At 69.3% G+C, this 21,913-nt stretch carries 16 protein-coding genes; 11 read left to right on the forward strand and 5 right to left on the reverse strand.

Annotated features, from left to right (window positions below):
• Positions 1 to 24 precede the first annotated feature (24 nt).
• From ACH4YL_RS07875 to ACH4YL_RS07895, 5 genes are all read left to right on the forward strand, one after another.
• Complete coding sequence (locus tag ACH4YL_RS07875; protein ID WP_398505876.1) at positions 25 to 1,848, forward strand: ATP-binding protein; 1,824 nt, start codon at positions 25 to 27, stop codon at positions 1,846 to 1,848.
• Positions 1,845 to 2,531, forward strand: coding sequence for a response regulator (locus ACH4YL_RS07880; protein WP_398505878.1), 687 nt, complete (start codon positions 1,845 to 1,847; stop codon positions 2,529 to 2,531). Before ACH4YL_RS07875 ends, ACH4YL_RS07880 begins: the two co-directional genes overlap by 4 nt.
• A gap of 148 nt (positions 2,532 to 2,679) precedes the next feature.
• Positions 2,680 to 4,041, forward strand: coding sequence for an extracellular solute-binding protein (locus tag ACH4YL_RS07885; RefSeq protein ID WP_398505880.1), 1,362 nt, complete (start codon positions 2,680 to 2,682; stop codon positions 4,039 to 4,041).
• The gene (locus ACH4YL_RS07890) at positions 4,038 to 4,904 is read left to right on the forward strand and encodes a carbohydrate ABC transporter permease (RefSeq protein ID WP_398505882.1); all 867 of its coding nucleotides are present in this window, start codon (positions 4,038 to 4,040) and stop codon (positions 4,902 to 4,904) included. Before ACH4YL_RS07885 ends, ACH4YL_RS07890 begins: the two co-directional genes overlap by 4 nt.
• Positions 4,904 to 5,728, forward strand: a complete 825-nt coding sequence (locus ACH4YL_RS07895) for a carbohydrate ABC transporter permease (protein WP_398505884.1) — start codon at positions 4,904 to 4,906, stop codon at positions 5,726 to 5,728. Before ACH4YL_RS07890 ends, ACH4YL_RS07895 begins: the two co-directional genes overlap by 1 nt.
• Here the strand turns inward: ACH4YL_RS07895 and ACH4YL_RS07900 are convergent.
• The gene (locus ACH4YL_RS07900; RefSeq protein WP_398505885.1) at positions 5,718 to 6,884 is read right to left on the reverse strand and encodes a hypothetical protein; all 1,167 of its coding nucleotides are present in this window, start codon (positions 6,882 to 6,884) and stop codon (positions 5,718 to 5,720) included. The two genes, ACH4YL_RS07895 and ACH4YL_RS07900, sit on opposite strands and share 11 nt — an antisense overlap.
• On the reverse strand, positions 6,884 to 8,005 hold the full coding sequence (locus ACH4YL_RS07905) for a hypothetical protein (protein WP_398505887.1): 1,122 nt from the start codon (positions 8,003 to 8,005) through the stop codon (positions 6,884 to 6,886). Before ACH4YL_RS07905 ends, ACH4YL_RS07900 begins: the two co-directional genes overlap by 1 nt.
• A 201-nt stretch (positions 8,006 to 8,206) precedes the next feature.
• On the opposite strand from ACH4YL_RS07905, the gene ACH4YL_RS07910 reads away from it, so the two are divergent.
• From ACH4YL_RS07910 to ACH4YL_RS07920, 3 genes are all read left to right on the forward strand, one after another.
• Positions 8,207 to 8,818 carry a helix-turn-helix domain-containing protein gene (locus ACH4YL_RS07910; protein ID WP_398506616.1) on the forward strand — a complete coding sequence of 204 codons (612 nt, stop codon included), beginning with the start codon at positions 8,207 to 8,209 and terminating at the stop codon, positions 8,816 to 8,818.
• Positions 8,819 to 9,015: 197 nt separating this feature from the next.
• The gene (locus tag ACH4YL_RS07915; protein WP_398505889.1) at positions 9,016 to 10,128 is read left to right on the forward strand and encodes a DUF3103 family protein; all 1,113 of its coding nucleotides are present in this window, start codon (positions 9,016 to 9,018) and stop codon (positions 10,126 to 10,128) included.
• A 152-nt stretch (positions 10,129 to 10,280) separates the two neighbouring features.
• Positions 10,281 to 10,925, forward strand: coding sequence for an HAD family acid phosphatase (locus ACH4YL_RS07920; protein ID WP_398505891.1), 645 nt, complete (start codon positions 10,281 to 10,283; stop codon positions 10,923 to 10,925).
• 100 nt (positions 10,926 to 11,025) lie between these two features.
• Here the strand turns inward: ACH4YL_RS07920 and ACH4YL_RS07925 are convergent, their stop codons facing one another.
• Entirely contained in the window at positions 11,026 to 12,051 is a 1,026-nt protein-coding gene (locus tag ACH4YL_RS07925) for an ATP-dependent 6-phosphofructokinase (protein WP_398505893.1), read from the reverse strand.
• Between the two features lie 286 nt (positions 12,052 to 12,337).
• Between ACH4YL_RS07925 and pta the strand changes: the two genes are divergently transcribed.
• From pta to pyk, 3 genes are all read left to right on the forward strand, one after another.
• The gene (gene pta, locus ACH4YL_RS07930; RefSeq protein WP_398505895.1) at positions 12,338 to 14,419 is read left to right on the forward strand and encodes a phosphate acetyltransferase; all 2,082 of its coding nucleotides are present in this window, start codon (positions 12,338 to 12,340) and stop codon (positions 14,417 to 14,419) included.
• Positions 14,416 to 15,657 (forward strand): acetate kinase, encoded by a 1,242-nt coding sequence (locus ACH4YL_RS07935; RefSeq protein WP_398505896.1) that lies wholly within the window; start codon positions 14,416 to 14,418, stop codon positions 15,655 to 15,657. Before pta ends, ACH4YL_RS07935 begins: the two co-directional genes overlap by 4 nt.
• 74 nt (positions 15,658 to 15,731) lie before the next feature.
• Positions 15,732 to 17,162: a pyruvate kinase gene (gene pyk, locus ACH4YL_RS07940; RefSeq protein WP_398505898.1), complete on the forward strand. Its 1,431-nt coding sequence runs from the start codon at positions 15,732 to 15,734 to the stop codon at positions 17,160 to 17,162.
• A gap of 80 nt (positions 17,163 to 17,242) precedes the next feature.
• On the opposite strand, the gene ACH4YL_RS07945 is transcribed toward pyk, so the two are convergent.
• A complete protein-coding gene (locus ACH4YL_RS07945) occupies positions 17,243 to 20,731 on the reverse strand; it encodes a CARDB domain-containing protein (protein WP_398505900.1) in 3,489 nt (1,162 codons plus the stop codon).
• A 498-nt stretch (positions 20,732 to 21,229) separates the two neighbouring features.
• Entirely contained in the window at positions 21,230 to 21,907 is a 678-nt protein-coding gene (locus tag ACH4YL_RS07950) for a hypothetical protein (RefSeq protein WP_398505902.1), read from the reverse strand.
• Between the last annotated feature and the right edge of the window lie 6 nt (positions 21,908 to 21,913).

A 21,913-nucleotide genomic window follows, 5' to 3' on the forward strand; every position in this document is an offset into this window, starting at 1 on the left:
AAACAGGCCAGGCAGACTTGATCCATGCGCATACCCCGCCCACGCAGCCTCGCCGCGCAGCTCTTTGCGATGCAGGTCGTCCTCGTCACGGCGCTCGTGGCGGGCTGCGCGCTGTTCGCCTATCTGACCGACCAGTCACAGGCCGAGGAGAGCGCCCGGCTCCAGTCCAGGGCCACCGCGACCGCGGTCGCCCAGTCACCTTCCGTGATCGCGGCCACGCGCTCGGACCGTCCGACCCAGCTGCTCCAGCCGTACGCGGAGCGGCTGCGGCGCGACGCGGACGTCGCCTTCGTCGTGATCATGGCGCCGGACGGCACGCGCTGGACGCACCCGGAGCCCGGCCAGATCGGTAAGAAGTACCTGGGCCACCGGGCCCAGGCGCTCGCCGGCACGGTCTACAGCGAGACGTACGAGGGCACGCTCGGCTCTTCGGTGCGGACGGTGGCCCCCGTGTACGACAACGGGAAGATCACCGGGCTCGTCAGCGCCGGCATCACGATCGAGACGATCAGCAACCGGCTGCGCGATCAGGTCGTCGCGCTGCTCGGTGTGGCCGGCGGTGCGCTCGCGCTCGGCGGCTTCGGCACGTATGTGATCAACGCGCGGCTGCGGCGGCACACCCACGGCATGAACGCGGCCGAGCTGAGCCGGCTGCACGACTACCACGAGGCGGCGCTGCACGCGGTGCGCGAAGGGCTGCTGATGCTCGACGGGCAGCGGCGGATCGCGCTGGTCAACGACGGTGCGCGGGAGCTGCTGGGCCTCGGCGACGACTCGGTCGGCCGCCGGGTGGCCGACCTCGAACTGCCCGCGCCGCTCACCGGCGCGCTGCTGGCGTCCGAGCCGCGGGTCGACGAGGTCCATCTGACCGCGGACCGGGTCATCGTGGTGAACACCAGCCCGGTCGTCGGCGGCGAACAGCGCGGCACGGTCGTCACACTGCGGGACCACACCGAACTCCAGGCGCTCTCCGGCGAGCTCGACTCCGAACGCGGCTTCACCCAGGCCCTGCGCTCCCAGGCGCACGAGGCGGCCAACCGCCTCCACACGGTGGTCTCGCTGATCGAACTCGGCCGCGCGGAGGAGGCGGTCGAATTCGCCACGGCCGAACTGGAACTGGCCCAGGTCCTGACCGACCGCGTGGTCGGCGCGGTGGGCGAACCGGTGCTTGCGGCACTGCTGCTGGGCAAGGCGGCGCAGGCGAACGAGCGCGGCGTGGAACTGGTCCTCGCGGAGGACAGCCGCATCGACGACGGCGTCCTGCCGCCGTCGCTGCCTGCGCGTGACCTGGTGACGATCCTGGGAAACCTGATCGACAACGCGGTCGACGCGGCGTCGGAGGCGGCAACCCGCCCGCCGTCGGCGGCAGCTGCGCCCGCCGCAAGCCGCCCGGCGCCCGAGCCGGTGCCGGTGCCGGTGCCGGTGCCGGTACCCGCCAGGCGTTCCGCCGGCGAGCCGCAGTCCGCGGACCGACCGGGCAACGAGCCCGCGCCCGGTGACGACGGGCCCGCCGCCCTGCCCGTGCCGGACGCCGCCGGAAGGCCCGCCACCGAGCCGGTGCCCGCACGCTCGCCGCGCGCCCGGGTCACCGTCACCGCGCGGGCGGATCGTGACGAGTTGCTGCTGCGGGTCTTCGACACCGGCGCGGGCGTCGACCCGGGCTCCGCCGACGAGGTGTTCCGGCGTGGCTGGTCGACGCACGGGGCCGGGCGAGGGCTCGGGCTGGCGCTGGTGCGCCAAGCCGTGCACCGCCGGCGCGGGACCGTCGAGCTGGCCCAAGGACCGGACGGCGGTGCGGAGTTCACCGTACGGCTGCCCCTGAGCACACCCGCGGAGGCGTCCGCATGAGCAGTGAGCCCATCAGAGTCCTCGTCGTCGAGGACGACCCCGTCGCCGCCGACGCGCACGCCCTCTACGTCGGCCGTGTCTCCGGCTTCGCCGTCGCCGGTGTCGCGCACTCGCGGTACGAGGCCGTCCGCGTCCTGGAGCGGACCGAGGTCGATCTCCTGCTGCTCGACCTGTACTTGCCCGACGGGCACGGGCTCCAGCTCGTACGGTCGCTGCGGGCCGCCGGCCACCACGCCGACGTCATCGCCGTCACCTCCGCCCGCGATCTCGCGATCGTCCGCGAAGGCGTCTCCCTCGGCGTGGTCCAGTACGTCCTGAAGCCGTTCACCTTCGCCACACTCCGCGACCGCCTCGCCCGCTACGCCGAGTTCCGCGCCGCCGCCGGTGAGGCCAGTGGCCAGGACGAGGTGGACCGCGCGCTCGCCGCGCTGCGCGCACCGCAGGGCGGCGCGCTGCCGAAGGGGCTGAGCGGGCCGACGCTGGAGGCGGTCACCCGAACGCTCCGCGACGCCGCCACCGGGATGACCGCCGCCGAAGCGGGCACGGCCGTCGGCATCTCGCGGATCACCGCGCGCCGTTATCTGGAGCATCTGGTCACCGAGGGCCGGGCCGCGCGCAGCCCGCAGTACGGCCAGATCGGCCGCCCCGAGCTGCAGTACCGCTGGATTCCCGCCACTCGCTGACCACTCCCAACAGGTGTGGACCATTGTTGGCTGCATCGCTCAATGACCGTGCCCTGCAAGGGGATTGACCTTGTCAGCGAGCCGGTCCTACGGTCGCGGCAGCCCCCGGGCCCCTCGCGCCCGGACCCGGCCAGAGGAGGTCGTGCCCGTGCGCCCCACCGCCCCACTGATCCTCGTCACCGCCGTCACCGCGCTGGCCGCGGCGACGCTCACCGGCTGCGGCAGCGGCTCGGGAGGCGACTCCGACACCGTCGAGGTCGTCTACAACCGGTCCACGGACAACAAGATCCGTTTCAAGGACCAGCATCTCGAGGCCGCGAAGAAGCAGTTCGAGAAGGACCACCCGGGCAAGAAGATCAAGCTCATCCCGATCCAGGCCCCGGACAACGACTACGCCACCAAGGCGCAGCAGATGATGCGCTCCCCGAAGACCGCTCCCGACCTGGTCTACGAGGACACCTTCCGCATCAACTCCGACATCAAGGCCGGGTACTTGAAGTCGCTGGACGGCTATCTGCCGAAGTGGGACCAGTGGAGCCAGTTCGTCGACACGGCGAAGGCCGCGGCCAAGGCGGAGGACGGCAAGACGTACGGCATACCGGACGGCACCGACACCCGCGGCCTCTGGTTCAACAAGGCGATCTTCGCCAAGGCAGGACTGCCCGCCGACTGGCAGCCGAAGAACTGGGCCGAGGTCCTCGAAGCGGCCCGCACGGTCAAGCAGAAGGTCCCCGGCGTCATCCCGCTCAACGTCTACACCGGCAAGGGCCCCGGCGAGGCGGCCGTGATGCAGGGCTTCGAGATGCTGCTGTACGGCACGGGGGCCGATCCGCTCTACGACTCGTCCACCAAGAAGTGGGTGGCCGGCAGCAAGGGGTTCAAGGACTCGCTGGACTTCGTGCGCACGGTGTACGCGGAGAAGCTCGGCCCCGACGTCTCCGACGCGCTCGACCCCAATGTCGGCACCCGCGTCGCCACCGAGTGGTTCCCGGAGGGCAAGCTCGCGATCTCGCTGGACGGCTCCTGGATGGGCCAGAACTGGATCAACAAGGGCCCCAAGGAGTGGCCGGGCTGGAGCAAGGACCTCGCCCAGACCCCGATGCCCACGCAGAACGGCCAGGCGCCCGGCAAGGTGTCCATGTCCGGCGGCTGGGCCTGGTCGATCCCGCAGAAGGCGGGGAACGCCGATCTCGCCTTCGAGTTCATCAAGACGCTTCAGACCGCCGAGAACGCGACCCAGTGGTGCGTGGTCGCCGCACAGATCGCCGTACGCAAGGACGTGGCGGCCGATCCCAAGTACCTGAAGTCCATGCCCGGCATCGACTTCTTCACCGGCCTGGTGCAGTACACGCACTACCGTCCGGCGCTCCCCGTCTATCCACAGGTCTCCACCGCCATCGGTGAGGCCATGGAGAAGGTGACCACGGGCGACGCCTCGTCGGCGGACGCGGCGAAGGCGTACGACGACCAGCTGAAGACCATCGCCGACGGCGCGGTCGTCAGCAAGTGAGCAAGGTGAAAGCGGGAGTGTGGCGGTGGGCGCCGATCGCCCCGGCCACACTCCTGCTGCTGCTCTTCCTGGCAGGGCCGATCGGCTACTGCGTCTGGATCGCCTTCACCGACACGCAGTTGACGGGCGCGTCCGGCTCGGACTTCGTCGGCCTGGACAACTTCCGCCGGGCCTTCGCCGACGACGACTTCCGCAACGCCGTCTGGCTCACGCTGGTCTTCACCTTCATCTCGGCGCTGGTCGGGCAGAACACGCTGGGCCTGGCGCTGGCGGGTCTGATGCGGGCGTCGTCACGTCCGGTGCGGACGGTCACCGGCACCCTCGTCATCACCGCCTGGGTGCTGCCGGAGATCGTCGCGGCGTTTCTGCTGTACACCTTCTTCCGCCGCGAAGGCACGCTCAACGCGCTGCTCGACTGGCTCCATCTGCCGTCCCAGAACTGGCTGTTCACCCTGCCGATCCTGGCCGTGTCGTTCGCCAACGTCTGGCGCGGCACCGCGTTCTCGATGCTGATCTACTCCGCCGCGCTCGCCGAGATACCGCGCGAGATCACGGAGGCGGCGGAGGTCGACGGCGCGAGCGGCCCGCGCCGGGTCTGGCACATCACGCTCCCGATGATCCGGCGCTCGATCGGCACCAACCTGATGCTGAACACGCTCTCCACGCTGTCGGTCTTCGGCCTGATCTGGGCGATGACGCGTGGCGGCCCGGGCAACCGCAGCCAGACACTCCCGGTGTTCATGTACGACCAGGCCTTCCTCAAGAGCCTGATCGGCTACGGCACGGCAGTCGCACTCCTCCTGCTCCTCGTCGGCTCGCTCTTCTCGATCGTCTATCTGCGCCTGATGAAGGTCGAGGTGTGATGCGCCGCGCCACCCGAGCCCGCCTCGCCGCCGACGCCTCCCTGCTGCTGACCGCCGCTGCGTTCGCGCTGCCGCTGATCTGGCTGGCGCTGGCCTCGGTGGACACGGAGGCCGATCTGCGCGTACGGGTCCCGTCGTCGGCCACGCTGGACAACTACGACGCGGTGCTCACCGACGAGATCACCTTCACGCCGATGCTCAACAGCCTGCTGCTGTGCGGCGGGGCAACCGCGCTGACGGTGGTCTGCGCGGCGCTCGCGGCCTATCCGCTCTCCCGCCACCGCTCGCGCTGGGGCCGCCCGTATCTGCTGACGATCCTGTTCACGACGTGTCTGCCGATCACCGCGATCATGGTCCCGGTCTACGGCCTGTTCGTCCAGGTCAATCTGATCGACACCATGTACGGCACGGGGATCTTCCTCGCCACGTCCCAACTGCCGTTCTCCATCTGGCTGATGAAGAACTTCATGGACGGCGTCCCCGTGGTCCTGGAGGAGGCGGCCTGGACGGACGGCGCGTCAAATCTCCAGACCCTGACCCGGGTCGTGCTGCCGCTGATGGGCCCGGGACTGACCGTGGTGACGATCTACACCTTCATCCAGCTCTGGGGAAACTTCTTCGTCCCGTTCATGCTGATCCTCACGCCGGAGCAACTGCCCGCGTCCGTCTCGATCTTCACCTTCTTCGGCAACTACGGATCGGTGATCTACGGTCAGCTCGCGGCGTTCTCGATCCTGTACTCGGCCCCGGTGCTGGTGCTGTACGTACTGATCTCCCGAAGGCTGGGCGGCGGCTTCGCGCTCGGCGGGGCGGTCAAGGGGTGACGGGAGAAGGGTCCGCAGGTGTGTCGGGGCCGGCAGGCGACGCTTCGGGGTTCGCCGGTGCGTCCGGATCCGCAGGTGCGGTGGGCTTCGTGGGAGCGACCGGGTCCGTGAGGGCGGAGCAGCCGTGGTCCTTGGCCGAGCGAGCGGCGAATGCCTTCAGCGCGGCCCGCTCGTGGGCCACGGCCTCCTGCCCCCCGTCACGCCGGATCGCATAGAGCGCCGACTGGCCGGCCGGGCACACGGCACTCGCGACGAGCCGAACCGCGTCCATGCCGTCGCTCGCCATCCGAAAGCGCATGTCCTCGGCGTACGGGCCGTAGTAGGCGTCCAGGTCGTACGTCTGGAACTGTCCGGTGCCCACCGTGCAGCGGGCGCGCGGCGCGTCGCCGCGGCCGCTCTCCCAGGCCCGGAAGCTGCGTGTCCTGCCGTCGGGCACTCCGGCGCAGGTGCCCGTCGCCCTGCGGAGTTCGACGGACTCGTCCTCGGCGACCGGCAACGGCACGGTCCGCAGCGGCTTGCCCAACCGGGCCTCGCAGCCGAAGCGTTCGGCGGACTTGTGCGCTGTACCTGTGGCGATGCGCGCGAGGCGCGTGCGGTCGTCCGGATTGTCGGACGTGGTCCCTGTCACGTGGCCCACCACCGTGACGAGCAGATCGCTGCGGCCCTCCGGACAGTCGAGCAGTACGGCCGCCGTGGCCTCGGAGTCACGGCCCTCGCTGTCGCCGTCGAAGAACCCGGTCCAGCCGTGGCCGAGCGGCACGGGCCGCTCGGCCTCGGTGCCCCAGTACAGGCTGCCGTTGCGCTGCCCGCGGTCGCCCTCGAGCGTCGGCACGCCCTGCACGGTCACCTCGACCGAGCCCTCTCCCGTGCTGCTCTCGTCGACCCGCGTGATCTTGCACTGTATGGACAGCGTGCGCTTCTCGTCGTTGAGGCCGCCTTCGCGGCGGATACGGTCGCGCTGCTCCGCCAGCTTGCCTTCACCGAGCACCGCGCGGGTCTCGTCCGCCGCGAGAACGCCGTCGCATGCCTCGTCCAGGACGCGCTGCTCGCTCCAGCGGTCGAGGACCAGCCAGCCGGCGGCGAGGACGACGAGCGCCAACGCCCCGACGGCGATCGTCCGGGCCCTCCCCTGGATGAGTCTGCGCAGCTGGATCATCACAGCGATCCTTCAACGATCTTGGCGCCGCGGCAGTGCGATCTGCGCGGCCAGCCGTCCGCCGCCGCGAGGTAGCGGTCAAGCACGGCGCGCGCCTGCTCGCGCAGTTGCCGCCGCTCGGAGCTGGTCAGGACGACCCGGCCGTTGGCATCCGCGGTCACTCCGGACTGGAGGCGGACCTGGTGGTAGGAGAGTTCGCCGTCGCAGGTCGCTTCCGCCCGCAGTTCGAGCCGGCCGTCCGGATCACCCAGCCACGCTGTCCGCCCGTTCTTCTCCGCCGGAAGGCCGAAGAAGCCCTCGCTCAGCCTTCTGGCCCAGGCCCCGGAGGCGCTGTCCGTCTCCAGCGATGTGATCGCCAATCGCTTCGGCCCGCCCGCGGCTTCCGTCCGCCGTACGGCGCAGGACCCCTGCCGTACCCGGTAAGGACTGTTGCGCACGGCCTTCCAACGGCCCTCGTAGCCCAGCGCCTTCGGATCGAGCCAGTCACAGAGCGCCGCGTCCGCACGCTCGGGAGCGCGCGCGGCGATCGGGGCGAGTGGCTCACCGCCGCATTGCTGCCGCTCGTTGATCCAGTCGGCGACGGACACCGCGGTACGGGCCGCGGGCCGCAGGTCCTTCTGCGAAGGCCGCTTCGGAAGGCTCACCGTGACCTGGAGGTCCTTGGTCTGCGCGGTCCGCCGGGTCAGCCCCTGGGGACAGACGACAAACAGCCTGGCGACCACGTCGTCCTCGTCGACGTCGAGCCCGCCCTGTGCACCCGGCGGCAAGGCCAGCGGAAACGCACTCTGGTCCTGTTCCGCCGGGTCCGGCCCGAGGACCGCCGCCTCGGCATGGATCTGTACTTCCGCGCCGGGCCGGCTCAGCCGGCAGTCCAGCAGCGCCCGGCTCTCCTGAGTGGGATCGAGGACGGTGCCGTACTCGACCAGTGCGCCCGCCGAGTCGTCCGGCAGGAACGGCCGCAGCTCCTCCTGCGGCAGCAGCCCCTGGCAGGCCTTCTTCAACTGGGCGCGATTGCCTGCCAGTTCGTCCTCTCCGACGGCCGAGCGGACGAGGACCACCGCGGCGGCCAGCACCGCGATCACCGCCGCCAGAGCGATCCACCGCGGCCGCACCCCTCGCACCCATCCCCCTTTGATGGCATGATCCCTCACTCGACGTTACCAAACGGTACCGATCAGCTCGGATGTTCCTACGACCAGTGGCGTTGGGTGAACGCACCGTAGTCACCGGCCCCTTGCGCCCCCTAGGTTGTGCGCGTGCACCGCTCCCCGTCTCCCCCCTTCAACGGCCCTGCCGCGCGCCGGCTGCGCGAGGCTCTCGTGATGGCGCCCGGCCATGTCGCGTACGGTCTCCGCGCCCAGTACGGGCTCCATGTCACACCCGACACCGTGGTCCTCTGGGAACGCGGGATGGCCTCACCCGGCGAGCGGGAACTGACCGCGCTCGCCGGGGTGTTGTGGTGTGCGCCGACGGATCTGCTCACCGAGGCGACCTCGCTGCGTGAGCACCGGATGGCGCGCGGGCTCGCGCCCGACGAGCTGGCGCGGCAGGTGGGCGTGGACTCGGCCTCGTATCTGCGGATGGAGGAGTCGGGCCGCTGGCGCGGCAACGAACGGCAGACCGCCCTGCTCGCGGAGCTGCTGGACCTCGGCCCGCGCGAGCTGCTGATGGCGACCGGCCGCGACGACGAGCTCGCCGAACTGCTGCGGGACGCGGTGAAGGCGCGCTGGCAGGCGTATGTGCGTCCGGTGTCGAAGATGCTGCCGATGGAGCGGGACCATATCGAGGACGTGCTGGAGGAGCTGCACTCCGGGTACCAGTCCCGAATGGTGGCGACGCTCAGCTGGGGCGCGGCGGCTCAGGACACGGGCGGCGCGGGCCGGGAGTTCCTGGACCGGATCATCGAGCACTTCTGGGATCTGGCGCGGACGTAGGCCCTCGGGCTTCGGCGCCACCGCCACCGCCACCGCCACCGCCACCGCCACCGCCACCGCCAATGGTGAAGTCATCCGGTCTTCGAGGACCAGCAGTGGTGGATTCACCTATTACTCGTGAGTCCTGTCGTGATGACGATATCGGGGGCGTGCGCCACGACCGGTGCGCGCCGACGTCGACACAGGAGGCCTCCCTCATGAGCGTGCGCAGAAGTCACCGGGCCCTTGCGGGCCTGGCGGGTGCCGTACTCGCGTTAGCCGCACTGCCGGTCACAACCGCTCACTCCACTCCCCAACGAACCTCAACCTCCCTCTCCTCCACCGAGAAGATCCAGGACCGGCTCGCCCGGCAGACCGCTGCCTCGCTCGGCGACACCCGCTGGAGCGCCCAGTTGCGCAGCGCCTCGCTCGGCACCGCGGCCGTCGACCTGCTCCGGCTGAGCGAACGGTCCACCGCCCGCGCGGGCCTGCGCATGGAGACCGCGGCGGCGGAAGCCAACAAGGATCTCGTCGCGGCCAAGGGCCTGCCTGCGGGCACCGGCTCGCTGCTCCGCATCAAGCTTGCCGACCCGTCGATGCGCGCCGCCCTCGCGAAGGGCGCCCGGCCGCTGGTGGCGGCTGCGGCATCGGACGACGACCGGAAGACGGTCACCGCGTATGACAGCGCGGGCCGGGCGCACGAGCTCGATGCGCGCCGGACCCCCGACCGGCCCGTGTACCTCATCGACGTCGACGCCTCGAAGGCGCTCGCGGCCGGGCTCGGCGTCCTCGGCGACGAACTCGCCAAGGCGGGCGTGGGCAATGCCGCGACCGCCGCCGACGGCGTCTGGACCACGAAGATCACGTCGATCGGCGTGGCCGACGACATGGAGCCGTGGTTCAAGGGCGGGGCCGAGACCTACGCCATCGTCACCGGCTGGGGACAGAACGGCGTGCCGCAGGTCGACACGGTGCAGCTGCCGTATCTCGACGACGACGGGACGACGTACTCCCCGAACCAGGTCCTGGTGAAGTGGTTCAACTACAAGTACAACCTCGCCGACGTGGTCCTGATGGAGGACGACGGCGACACGAACTACAAGGAACTGGCGCGGGCCATCGCCGCGGCGCTGCTGACCCTCACCGACCAGGGTGTCTACGCGCCGCTGGTGGACGCCGTGCTCGCCGCCATTCCGGACTCCTGGTACACGGACGACCCGGACTATGTGGACTCCTGGTACTCCCTGTCCCGGCAGGAACAAGGGCGTCGCACGGGCGCGTCGGGCAATGGCTGGATGACCGTCGAGCCGTATTTCGTCGAGCAGTTCTGACCGCGTCCGCGATCCCCGCCGTCGCCCTTCCGTAACAGCGAAGCTACTAGCCGGTAGCTGGAACGCATTGTTCCGTCCATCCCCGGCCGCGATCATGCCGGGGCCCCGGCGCTTCCGCGCCCGGAACCGGACCTCTCAGGAGTGAACCCCCCATGCAGGCACGCAGATGGACCACTCGCGCCGCGGTGACACTCGCCGCGCTGGCCCTCACCACGTCCGCGACCGCCACCGCGAACGCCGCGACCCCGACCACCGCCCCTGCGGCGCAGCAGGCGAGCACCGGCCGCGCCTTCCTCGCCGACGTCGACTACGCGACCTGGCAGCGCGATGTCTCGGCCGTCGTCGCCACCGCCCGCCCCTACATCGAGCAGCGCACGGCCAACGCCTCCGGGCAGCGGCTCGCGATGGTCCTCGACATCGACAACACCTCGCTGGAGACGGACTTCCACTACTTCTGGGAGTACCCGACCCCGGCGGTCAAGCAGGTGCTGGAGCTGGCCCGTTACGCCGACTCCCGTGGCGTGGACATCTTCTTCGTCACGGCCCGCCCGGGCATCATCTACTCGCTGACGTCGTACAACCTCAAGAACGTCGGCTACCCCGTCGACGGCCTGTACGTGCGTGATCTGCCCGACCTGTTCGACGAGGTCAGCGCGTACAAGACCGGCAAGCGGGCGGAGATCGAGGCCAAGGGCTACACGATCATCGCCAACATCGGCAACAGGCCGAGCGACCTGGTCGGCGGTCACGCCGAGAAGACCTTCAAACTGCCGGACTACGACGGCGACCTGTCCTGATCTCGGGCCGGATCTCAGGCCCGACCTCGGGCCCGGCCTCCAGAGCCTGAGGAAACATGTCCGTCGGCCGCAGTCCAACTGCGGTCGGCGGACGGGCCGTTCAGAAGACCGACTCCGCCTCGTACATCCGGCTGTGCGGCACGGTCTTCAGCTGCGTCACCGCTTCCGCCAGAGGCACCGTCACCACGTCCGTGCCGCGCAGCGCCGTCATCATCCCGAACTCGCCCCGGTGCACGGCCTCCACCGCGTGCCAGCCGAACCGGGTCGCCAGCACTCGGTCGTACGCCGTCGGCGTACCGCCGCGCTGCACATGCCCGAGGATGACCGGCTTGGCCTCCTTGCCGAGCCGGTGCTCCAGCTCCGCGGCCAGCCGGTTGCCGATGCCCATGAAACGCTCGTGGCCGTACTGGTCGATCTCGCCCTTGCCGTAGTCCATGGAGCCCTCGGCCGGATGCGCGCCCTCGGCCACGCAGATGACAGCGAACTTCTTTCCGCGCGAGAAGCGTTCCTCGACCATCTTCATCAGATCCTCGATCTGGAACGGCCGCTCGGGCAGGCAGATGCCGTGCGCGCCACCGGCCATGCCGGACTCCAGCGCGATCCAGCCCGCGTGCCGGCCCATCACCTCGACGACCATCACGCGCTGGTGCGACTCGGCGGTGGTCTTGAGGCGGTCGATCGCTTCGGTGGCGACCGTGACGGCGGTGTCGAAGCCGAAGGTGCGGTCGGTGGAGGAGATGTCGTTGTCGATGGTCTTCGGGACGCCGACGACGGGCATTCCGGCTTCGGCGAGCATCCGGGACGCGGTGAGCGTGCCTTCGCCGCCGATCGGGATCAGCGCGTCGAGGTCGTACTGCTTCGCCAACTCCGCGGAGTTCTCGGCGGCTTCGCGCAGCCGGTCGCGCTCGAGGCGGGCGGAGCCGAGAATGGTGCCGCCGCGGGCCAGGATGCCGCTGACGGCGTTGAGGTCGAGTGGGCGGTAGTGACCGTCGAGGAGACCCTTGAACCCGTCCTCGAAGCCGATGACTTCGTCGCCGTGCCCGGTCAGGGCGCGATGCACGACCGACCGGATCACTGCGTTCAGGCCGGGACAGTCGCCGCCTGCGGTGAGTACTCCGATGCGCATCGTGCTGTGTCTCCTGCTCGTCAGTGGTACAGGTGAGCCCAGTTCGATTGTTCCACGGGCACCGGGTGCCCCGCGCTCTCAGCCACTGCGCCGCACCACTGAGCCCTACGGCACTCAGGGCGCCCTGGTCCCCTGCTCGCGGACCTCTGGGACCCACCTCGTCCGGCGGGCGCCCTACCCACCTCCGGAGGTATTGTCAAGAGGGCATTGCCGCCCCGAGCGGCTTTTTTGTATGCACCAATACTTTTTCTGACCGCACCAGCATGAACATGACGGGAGAGCACGCGTGACGCGCAGCGTGTACGTGACCGGGATCGACCGCGGGGACGGACGGCAGGTCGTCGAGCTGGGAGTCATGGAGCTCCTCACCCGCCAGGTGGACCGGGTGGGTGTCTTCCGGCCGCTGATGCACGACAACCCGGACCGGCTGTTCGATCTGCTGCGTGCCCGCTACCGGCTGTCACAGGACGCCGCGTCGGTGTACGGCATGGACTACTACGAGGCCGCCGACCTGCAGGCCGAGAAGGGTACCGACGAGCTGGTCTCCACGCTCGTCGACCGCTTCCACCAGGTGGCGCGCGAGTACGAGGTCGTACTGGTCCTCGGCACCGACTACTCCGGCACCCAGCTCCCCGACGAGCTCGCGTTCAACGCACGGCTCGCCAACGAGTTCGGCGCCTCGGTGATCGCGGTGGTCGGCGGCAGGGGCCAGACCGCCGAGTCGGTGCGGGCCGAGACCCGTAACGCCTATCGCGCGTACGAGGCGCTGGGCTGCAACATCCTCGCCATGGTCGCCAACCGGGTCGCTCCCGAGGAACGCGAGACCATAGCCGAGCGGCTTGCGGCCCGCCTCCCCGTCCCCTGCTACACGCTTCCCGACGCGCCGGCCCTCGCCGCCCCGACCATCGCCCAGATCACCCATGCGCTGCACGGCACGGTGCTGCTCGGCGACGACTCCGGGCTCGCCCGGGACGCGCTCGACTTCGTCTTCGGCGGTGCGATGCTGCCGAACTTCCTGAACGCCCTGACCCCGGGCTGCATGGTGGTCACACCCGGCGACCGCGCCGATCTGGTGGTGGGCGCGCTGGCCGCGCACTCGGCGGGGACTCCGCCGATCGCGGGCGTCCTGCTCACGCTGAACGAGCGGCCCAGCGAGGAGATCCTCACGCTCGCCTCCCGGCTGGCCCCCGGCACGCCGGTGGTCTCGGTCGCGGGCAGCAGCTTCCCGATCGCGACCGAACTCTTCGGCCTCGAAGGCAAGTTGAGCGCCTCCACGCCGCGCAAGGCGGAAACGGCCCTCGGTCTCTTCGAGCGATATGTCGACACCGGCGAGATGCTGGCCCGGCTCGCGGTGGCCCGTAGCGGCCGTGTCACGCCGATGATGTTCGAGCACGAGCTGCTGGAGCAGGCCCGCGCCTGCCGCCGCCGGGTCGTCCTTCCCGAAGGCACCGAGGAGCGCGTGCTGCGCGCCGCCGATGTGCTGGTGCGCCGGGACGTCTGCGAACTGACGCTGCTCGGCGACACCGAGGTGATCCGCAAGAAGGCAGCCGACCTGGGCATCGACCTCGCCTCCGCCCAGCTGATCGACCCGGCCACGTCCGAGCTGCGGCAGCGGTTCGCCGAGCGGTACGCCCAGCTGCGCGCCCACAAGGGCGTGACGGTGGAGCTGGCGTACGACGTGGTGGCGGACGTCAACTACTTCGGCACGCTGATGGTCCAGGAGGGCCTGGCCGACGGCATGGTCTCGGGCTCGGTGCACTCCACGGCCGCGACCATCCGCCCCGCCTTCGAGATCATCAAGACGAAACCGGACGCTTCGATCGTCTCGTCCGTGTTCTTCATGTGCCTCGCCGACCGGGTGCTGGTCTACGGCGACTGCGCGGTCAATCCGGACCCGAACGCCGAGCAGCTCGCCGACATCGCCATTCAGTCGGCGGCGACGGCGGCGCGCTTCGGCGTGGAGCCGCGGATCGCGATGCTGTCGTACTCCACCGGCACCTCCGGCTCGGGCGCGGACGTCGACAAGGTGCGCGAGGCGACCAAGCTGGTGCGCGAGTCCCGGCCAGACCTGAAGATCGAGGGCCCGATCCAGTACGACGCGGCCGTCGAGCCGACCGTCGCCGCGACCAAGCTGCCGGAGTCCGAGGTGGCGGGCCGGGCGACCGTGCTGATCTTCCCGGACCTCAACACCGGCAACAACACCTACAAGGCCGTGCAGCGCTCGGCCGGCGCCGTGGCCGTCGGACCGGTGCTCCAGGGTCTGCGCAAACCGGTGAACGACCTCTCGCGCGGCGCGCTCGTCAGCGACATCGTGAACACGGTGGCCATCACCGCGATCCAGTCCCAGTCCCAGGAGCTCCCCGCATGACCGCCTCGCGCGTTCTCGTCCTCAACTCCGGCTCCTCGTCGGTGAAGTACCAGCTGCTCGACATGCACGACAGCTCCAAGCTGGCGGTGGGGCTCGTCGAGCGGATCGGCGAGGAGACGTCCCGGCTGGTGCACACGCCGCTGTCCGGCGCCGGCGCAGAGAAGCGTGAGCGTACGGGCCGGATCGCGGACCACGACGCCGCGCTGAAGGCGGTGGCCGAGGAACTCGCGCACGACGGGCTCGGCCTCGACTCACCCGAGCTGGCGGCGATCGGCCACCGGGTGGTGCACGGCGGGCTGAGGTTCTCGGAGCCGACCGTCATCACGGACGAGGTGCTGGCGGAGGTGGAGCGGCTGGTCCCGGTGGCCCCGCTGCACAATCCGGCCAACATCACCGGCATCCGCACCGCGCAGGCGCTGCGCCCGGACCTTCCGCAGGTCGCGGTCTTCGACACCGCCTTCCACACGACGATGCCGGAGTCGGCCGCGCGTTACGCGATCGACGTGGAGACGGCGGACGTGCACCGGATCCGCCGCTACGGCTTCCACGGCACCTCGCACGCCTATGTCTCCCGCAGGACGGCGGCGCTGCTGGGCAAGGACCCGTCCGAGGTCAACGTCATCGTGCTGCATCTGGGCAACGGCGCGTCGGCCTCCGCGGTGGCCGGCGGCCGGTGCGTGGACACCTCGATGGGCCTCACCCCGCTGGAGGGGCTGGTGATGGGCACCCGCTCCGGTGACATTGACCCCGCGGTTACGTTCCATCTCAAGCGGGTCGCGGGAATGTCGGCGGACGAGATCGACGAACTGCTGAACAAGAGGAGCGGTCTGGTCGGCCTGTGCGGCGACAACGACATGCGGGAGATCCGCCGCCGGATCGACGAGGGCGACGAGCGGGCACGGCTCGCCTTCGACATCTACATCCACCGTCTGAAGAAGTACATCGGCGCCTACTACGCGGTGCTCGGCCGGGTGGACGCGATCGCGTTCACGGCCGGGGTCGGCGAGAACGCGGCACCGGTGCGGGAGGCTGCCGTGGCGGGACTGGAGGAGCTGGGCCTGGCGGTCGACGCGGATCTGAATGCAATCCGGAGCGACGAACCACGAATTATTTCGCCGAATTATGCGCGGGTTGCGGTGGCGGTGGTCCCGACGGACGAGGAACTGGAGATCGCCCGGCAGACATTCGCGCTGGTCGGAGCCATTTCCGAGGCACCTCATGACGCGGCCCACGCCTGAGCAGCAGGCCGCCCATTTGTACTTTCCACCAGACGGAATATTCCGAGTCGAAACAAACCGATAGGATCCGCCTTATGCGCCGTTCCAAAATCGTCTGCACACTGGGCCCCGCCGTCGACTCGTACGAGCAGCTGAAAGCGCTCATCGAGGCCGGTATGAACGTGGCCCGTTTCAACATGAGCCACGGGACCCACGCTGAGCACGAGGAGCGGTACCACCGCGTGCGCAAGGCGGCCGAGGACACCGGCCAGGCGGTCGGCGTTCTCGCCGACCTTCAGGGCCCCAAGATCCGTCTGGAGACCTTCGCCGAGGGACCGGTCGAGCTGGTCCGCGGCGACGAGTTCACCATCACCACCGACGACGTCGCGGGCAACAAGTCGATCTGCGGCACCACATACAAGGGCCTGACGGGCGACGTCTCCAAGGGCGACCCGATCCTGATCAACGACGGAAACGTCGAACTGCGGGTCGTCGAGGTCGCGGGCTCCGAGGTGAAGACGATCGTCGTCGAGGGCGGAGTGATCTCCGACCACAAGGGCATCAACCTGCCCGGCGCGGCGGTCAACGTCCCGGCCCTTTCGGAGAAGGACGTCGAGGATCTGCGTTTCGCGCTGCGGATGGGCTGCGACATGGTCGCGCTCTCCTTCGTACGGGACGCCGGCGATGTCAGGGACGTCCACAAGGTGATGGACGAGGAGGGCCGCCGGGTCCCCGTCATCGCCAAGGTGGAGAAGCCGCAGGCCGTCGAGAACATGGTGGATGTCGTCGCGGCGTTCGACGCGGTGATGGTGGCGCGCGGCGACCTTGCGGTCGAGTACCCGCTGGAGCGGGTCCCGATGGTGCAGAAGCGGCTCATCGAGCTGTGCCGCCGCAACGCCAAGCCGGTGATCGTGGCGACCCAGATGATGGAGTCCATGATCACCAACTCCCGCCCGACACGCGCCGAGGCGTCCGACGTCGCCAACGCGATCCTGGACGGCGCGGACGCGGTCATGCTCTCGGCCGAGTCGAGCGTGGGCGCGTACCCGATCGAGACGGTCAAGACGATGTCGAAGATCGTCATGGCGGCGGAGGAGGAGCTCCTCTCGAAGGGCCTCCAGCCTCTGGTTCCGGGCAAGAAGCCCCGTACGCAGGGCGGTTCGGTCGCGCGAGCGGCCTGCGAGATCGCGGACTTCCTGGACGGCAAGGCGCTGGTCGCCTTCACCAAGTCCGGCGACACGGCCCGCCGGCTGTCCCGCTACCGCGCGAAGCAGCAGATCCTCGCCTTCACCACGGACGAGACGACCCGCAACCAGCTCACGCTGAGCTGGGGCGTGGAGTCCTATGTCGCCCCGCACGTCGACAACACGGACGCGATGGTCGACCTGGTGGACGCGGCGCTGCTGAAGCTCCAGCGGTACAACGAGGGCGACGTCATGATCATCACGGCGGGGTCCCCTCCCGGCGTCCCGGGTACGACGAACATGGTGCGGGTGCACCACTTGGGCGGAGAGTCGCGGGGCTGACGTCCCGGCTTCGCCGACGCGGGCGGTGCCCCGGCCTCTGGTGGAGGCCGGGGCACCGTTGTGTAACGGGCTGTCGCGTGTCAGGGCTGTCGCGTGGCCGGAGGAGGTACTCGCACCCCGGCGGCAGGTCCCGCCGGTTTCGGCGCCGGTGCCGCTCCGGCAGCGCCGTTGATCACGAACTGTGATCCCGGTTCGATCAGCACATTGCCCTCCGCCGAGTCGGTGATGGTCACGTTCGTGAGCGTCGCGCTGCCGCGAGCGCCTCCCATGGCCAGGATTCCGGACCCGTTGTTGGACTTGTCGATCCGGACGTTGTTGATCGCGACGCCCGGCATCGAGCCGCCTCCCGTCTTGAACTGGATACCGTCGTACGTCGAGTCGTGGATCTCGGTGTCGCGGATGGTGACACCGGGGATGTCCTGCCCCGCCGCGAAGAGCGTGATGGCCCCGAACTCCTGGTCCTCGTTCCAGAACGCGCCTCCCGTGCGGTGCAGCGCGTTGTTGGCGATCAGGGTCTGCCCGGAGAAGGGCAGCGGGTCGTGGTCCGTCGCGAGCATGATGCCGGGGTAGTTCATCGTGTCGTGGATCAGGTTGTTCTCGATGGTGTTGCCGTAACCGCCGTACACGGCAATGCCGTTGGCGCGCCAGGGCAGTTGGATGGTGTTGTTGCGGAAGTGGTTGTCGTGCCCGATGTCGACCGACGGGTCCTTCACATAACGGCTGGCCCACACTGCCAGCGCGTCGTCGCCGGTGTTACGGAACTGGGAATTGAACACCGTCGAATTCCGTGTGCCGTTGGCGAAGTTGACGCCGTCGGCGTACGTGTTGCGGATCCGCATACCGCTGAACTCGAGCCCGTCACCGGGCCCCCACAGCTCCGGGATGTTGGAGAAGTCGCGGCCGACCCAGGCACCGACGTTGGCGTGCTCGATCCAGACGTTGGTGATCTTGGTGTTCTTGCCGAACCGCCCGTTCAGGCCGACGCCGCCCTCGTGGTTGCCGTCTCCGCCGCGGATGGTGCCCGAGCCGAAGATGGCGATGTCGGAGATCTTGGTGTTGTCGTCGATGTCGAAGCCGAAGTTGCCCTCGTGCGGGTGGTTGATACCGCCCGCCTGGTGCGGCGGGGTGAGCGTGTAGAGCTGGGAGTGCCACATGCCCGCGCCGCGGATCGTGACGTCCCTGATGCCGACCTGGTTGAACTCGCCCCGGTCGAGCGGGTCGTCGGTCAGGATCTTCTGCTCCTGCCGCCACTGCCCGGCCGGGATCCACACACAGCCGATCTCGCCGTTCTGGTCCGCCGTCACGGCGCGCTGGATGGCGTCCGTGTCGTCGATGCCGTCGTTGGGCACCGCTCCGTACGAGGTGATCGAGGTGCATCCGGCCGGCTGGCTCGCCGCCGGCGCCACCTGCTCCAGGTCGATCAGGTCGATGATGTAGAACGCCGCTGAGTCGGTCGCGTCCCGCTGCAGCCGGAACTTCGTGCCCGCCGGATAGCTCTGCGTGAGCAGGGCGTGGGACTCGTCGAACAGCCGCCGGGCGTCGGCACCCGGGGTGTTCGTCAGCCCTTCGGGGCTGTCGGTGTTGCCGTACAGCCAGCTGTGCTTGGAGGACAGGCTCAGCTTCCGTACGAAGGTGTTGTCGACGTAGAGGCTGATGGTGGCCTCGTTGCCGCCACCGCCCGGTGCGTCCGGGATGGAGTTGCGTACGACGATGGAGTTCGCCGGGCTGGTGGAGGTGAACTCCACGTACTGGCCCTGGGAGTTCAGCCGCACCGACTCACGGCCGGAGGACTCGGTGGCGAAGTTGGTGTGTCCGAAGGTGCGCTTCGGGTCGGTCTGCAACAGCGTGCCCTGGTACTGCGCGTCCTCCGCCTCGTACTCGGCATACGGCACGGCGGCGCCGCGCCCGACCACGACGGAGCGGGCGAACACGTTGTTGTTCTCGTTGGTCTCGGCGACGACGCCGGTCGCGTCGGCGGTGGCGGTGAGGGTCGCTCCACCGCTGGTGGCGGTCCAGCTGCCGCTGATGGCCGCGTTGACCGTACCGCCGGCGGCTATCGCGCCGGTCGTGCCGTTGAGTGTGGTGCTCCCCGCGACGAGTCGGGTGACCGTGCCCGCGCTCACGGCGGCGGTCCCGCGGTTGTGCACCGCGACGGTGAAGGTGACTGCCGCTCCGACGGCCGGGTTCGGCGGGTTGGAGGTGATTCCGGTGACCTCGAGGTCGGGGCCGGGACTCTGCCCGACGACCAGACTGGTCGCTGCCGTACGGCTGTTGTTGCTGTTGTCCTGCTCAGGGATCGTGTCGGTCGGGTCGACCACCGCGGAGACGGTGTAGCTGCCCATGGGCCGCTTGCCGACCACGACCGGGACGGTCGCCGACTCGCCCGCGGCGAGCGCGCTCACCGGTGCGGTGCCGGCGACGGCGCCCGCGAGACTCACGTTCACGGTGGTGGCACCGGCGGCGGCCGTTCCCGAATTGCGAACCGTGGCGTTCACCGTGACCGAGTCGCTCTCGGACGGCGAGGCGGGAGTCCACGCCAGCTCCGTGACAGTCAGGTCCGGGTTGGGCGCGGCGGCTCCGATGACCTGCATCTCGGCGACCTGTCCGCCGGTCGCGCCGGTGTTGCTGAAGAACTTCAGCTGCACATCGGCGTAGCGACCGGTGACCGGGATCGTCACGGTGTTCTGGTTCCCGGACGGATTGAAGCCGTAGTCGGCCCGGTCCTTGAGCGACGTGAACCCGCTGCCGGACTGCTCACGGCCGAGCACCTGCACACTCTGCGTCCGTGTCGCCCATGCCCCGTCGGGGTTGAGCTTGATGACGACGGCCTCGAGGTCCGCGTTGGAGCCGAGCTTCACGGTCAGCGTCGCCGGGAAGCCGCTGGACTCCCAGTAGGTGTTCACACTGTCGTCGTTGGCGTTGGCGGCGACGTAGGTCTGGGTGGTCGAGGACGCCTCGATCGGCTTGTTACGGGCCAGGTTGGTGCCGGCCGGGGGCGGGTTGCCGGAATCCTCGCCGTATACCTCCAGTTCGGAGAGTTGCGCGGCATTCCACCCGGTGTTGGCGGTCACGTGCACACGTACGTAGCGGACGTTCGTGGCGGTGATGCCGATGGTGACGGTATTGGCCGCGGCCGAGGCCGGGTTGAACACCCGGGCGGTCGGGCCGGACAGTGCGCTGAAGGCGCTCCCGTCCGTACTCCCCTGCACGCTGAGGTTCTGGGTGCGCGCCTCCCAGGAGGACGGCAGCTTCAGCACCACTTGATTGACGCTGAGGCTGCTCCCGAGGTCGACCTGAACCCACTGCGGAAACGCGCCGACCGGGCCTTCCCAGTAGCTCTGCTGATTGCCGTCGGCGACATTGGCGGCCGGGTACTCCCCGTGCGATCCGCTTGCCGTGGCGGCCTTGCCCAGCGCGAGGTTGGGTCCTTCCGCGGCGGAGGCGTAGCGGCTGCTGGGTGCGTCAGGGAAGGTCCTCGCAGCGGCGGTGACGGGCATGAGCCCGACAACGACCAGTCCGGCGAGCACCAGCGCGGTGATCAGCCGCCGGCCGAGTTGCGTCCATCTCATGATGTCCTCTTTGTTCCGTGGGGCGGCGGAACCGTGGCCAGCGATGAGGCGGCGGGCTGCCGGTGCGCCGGTGGAGGGCGAGCGTGGAACGGCAGCAGGCGAGTGAGCAGGGCACCTGCCGGGAAATCGCAGTGCTTGCTTGCAAAATTGAGCGAATCAGTCAATGTTTTGCGGCACGCGAGTGACAGGTTTCTAGCAGGTATCAGATTTGTCAACGGTCCTGACAGGGTCCGTGGTTGGGAGGGTGCGTCGGCGGGGGTGGCGGGGGCGACCGTGCCCGGTGCGGGAGGGGTCGCTCTCGGCAGGTGGCGCGCGGGGCACGTGGTGGCCTATCGCCTAACTGCGGGCATACCGCGAGGACATGAACGCGCAGCCCAGCACCGTGTCGCGTGACGTCCAGTTGATCGGTGAGCTGAATCTGGTCGAACGCGCAAGTAACACGAAGAAACCCCGCCAGGGACCACCCGGCGGGGTTTCCACTTCATCGATCTGCCGAGATCACTGTTCGTTTAAGGCAGCTCGCAGATACGCGATCAGATCACCGGTCGGCACCTCGACCCAGTCGGCCCCGGGCAGCCCGGCGCAGACCTCATAACGCTCTTCGTCCGGCTCATACACCCGGACCTGACGGCTCGCTCCGTCGAACAGATCCACCCGCAGGCGGACCGCACCGTGCGAGATCACCGGGAACATGTGCCGCAGTACCTCATCCGCGTGGAGGCGACGCAGCAGGTTCCATTGTCTCCGGTGGAACTCGGCCGACAGAAGGTTGGCCCACTGCGAAGAAGTGGGCTCTCCCCTCTCGAGCGCCCTGGCGAACTCGTCGAGCTCCAGGAACGTGAATCTCGCTGCCAACTCGTCGAACGGCACACCTTCCCGCCACGCGGCGACCGCCTCCACGAGCAACCTGAGATCGTCCGTCGAGCCGATCTCCCAGGTGAACCCGGAAATGTCCCACGTGAACCCGGGAATATGGACACGCACCCGGAACAGACGCTCCTCGGTCGCGGGAACGACCGAGACGAGGCCCCTTGCCGTCCTGATAATGATGCCGTCGGTGGTCGAGGGCTCCGGCCAGATTTCGCCTCTGCGCAGCTTTGCGGTCTCTTTCATCGCCGATACAAGCCCGCCCGCAGCGGTCACGTCCGGGTACAGGTCTTTCCTGTGGGTATCCATTGTCGC

The sequence above is a fragment of the Streptomyces sp. NPDC020681 genome (assembly GCF_044334895.1).
In the GTDB taxonomy this organism is placed as follows: domain Bacteria; phylum Actinomycetota; class Actinomycetes; order Streptomycetales; family Streptomycetaceae; genus Streptomyces.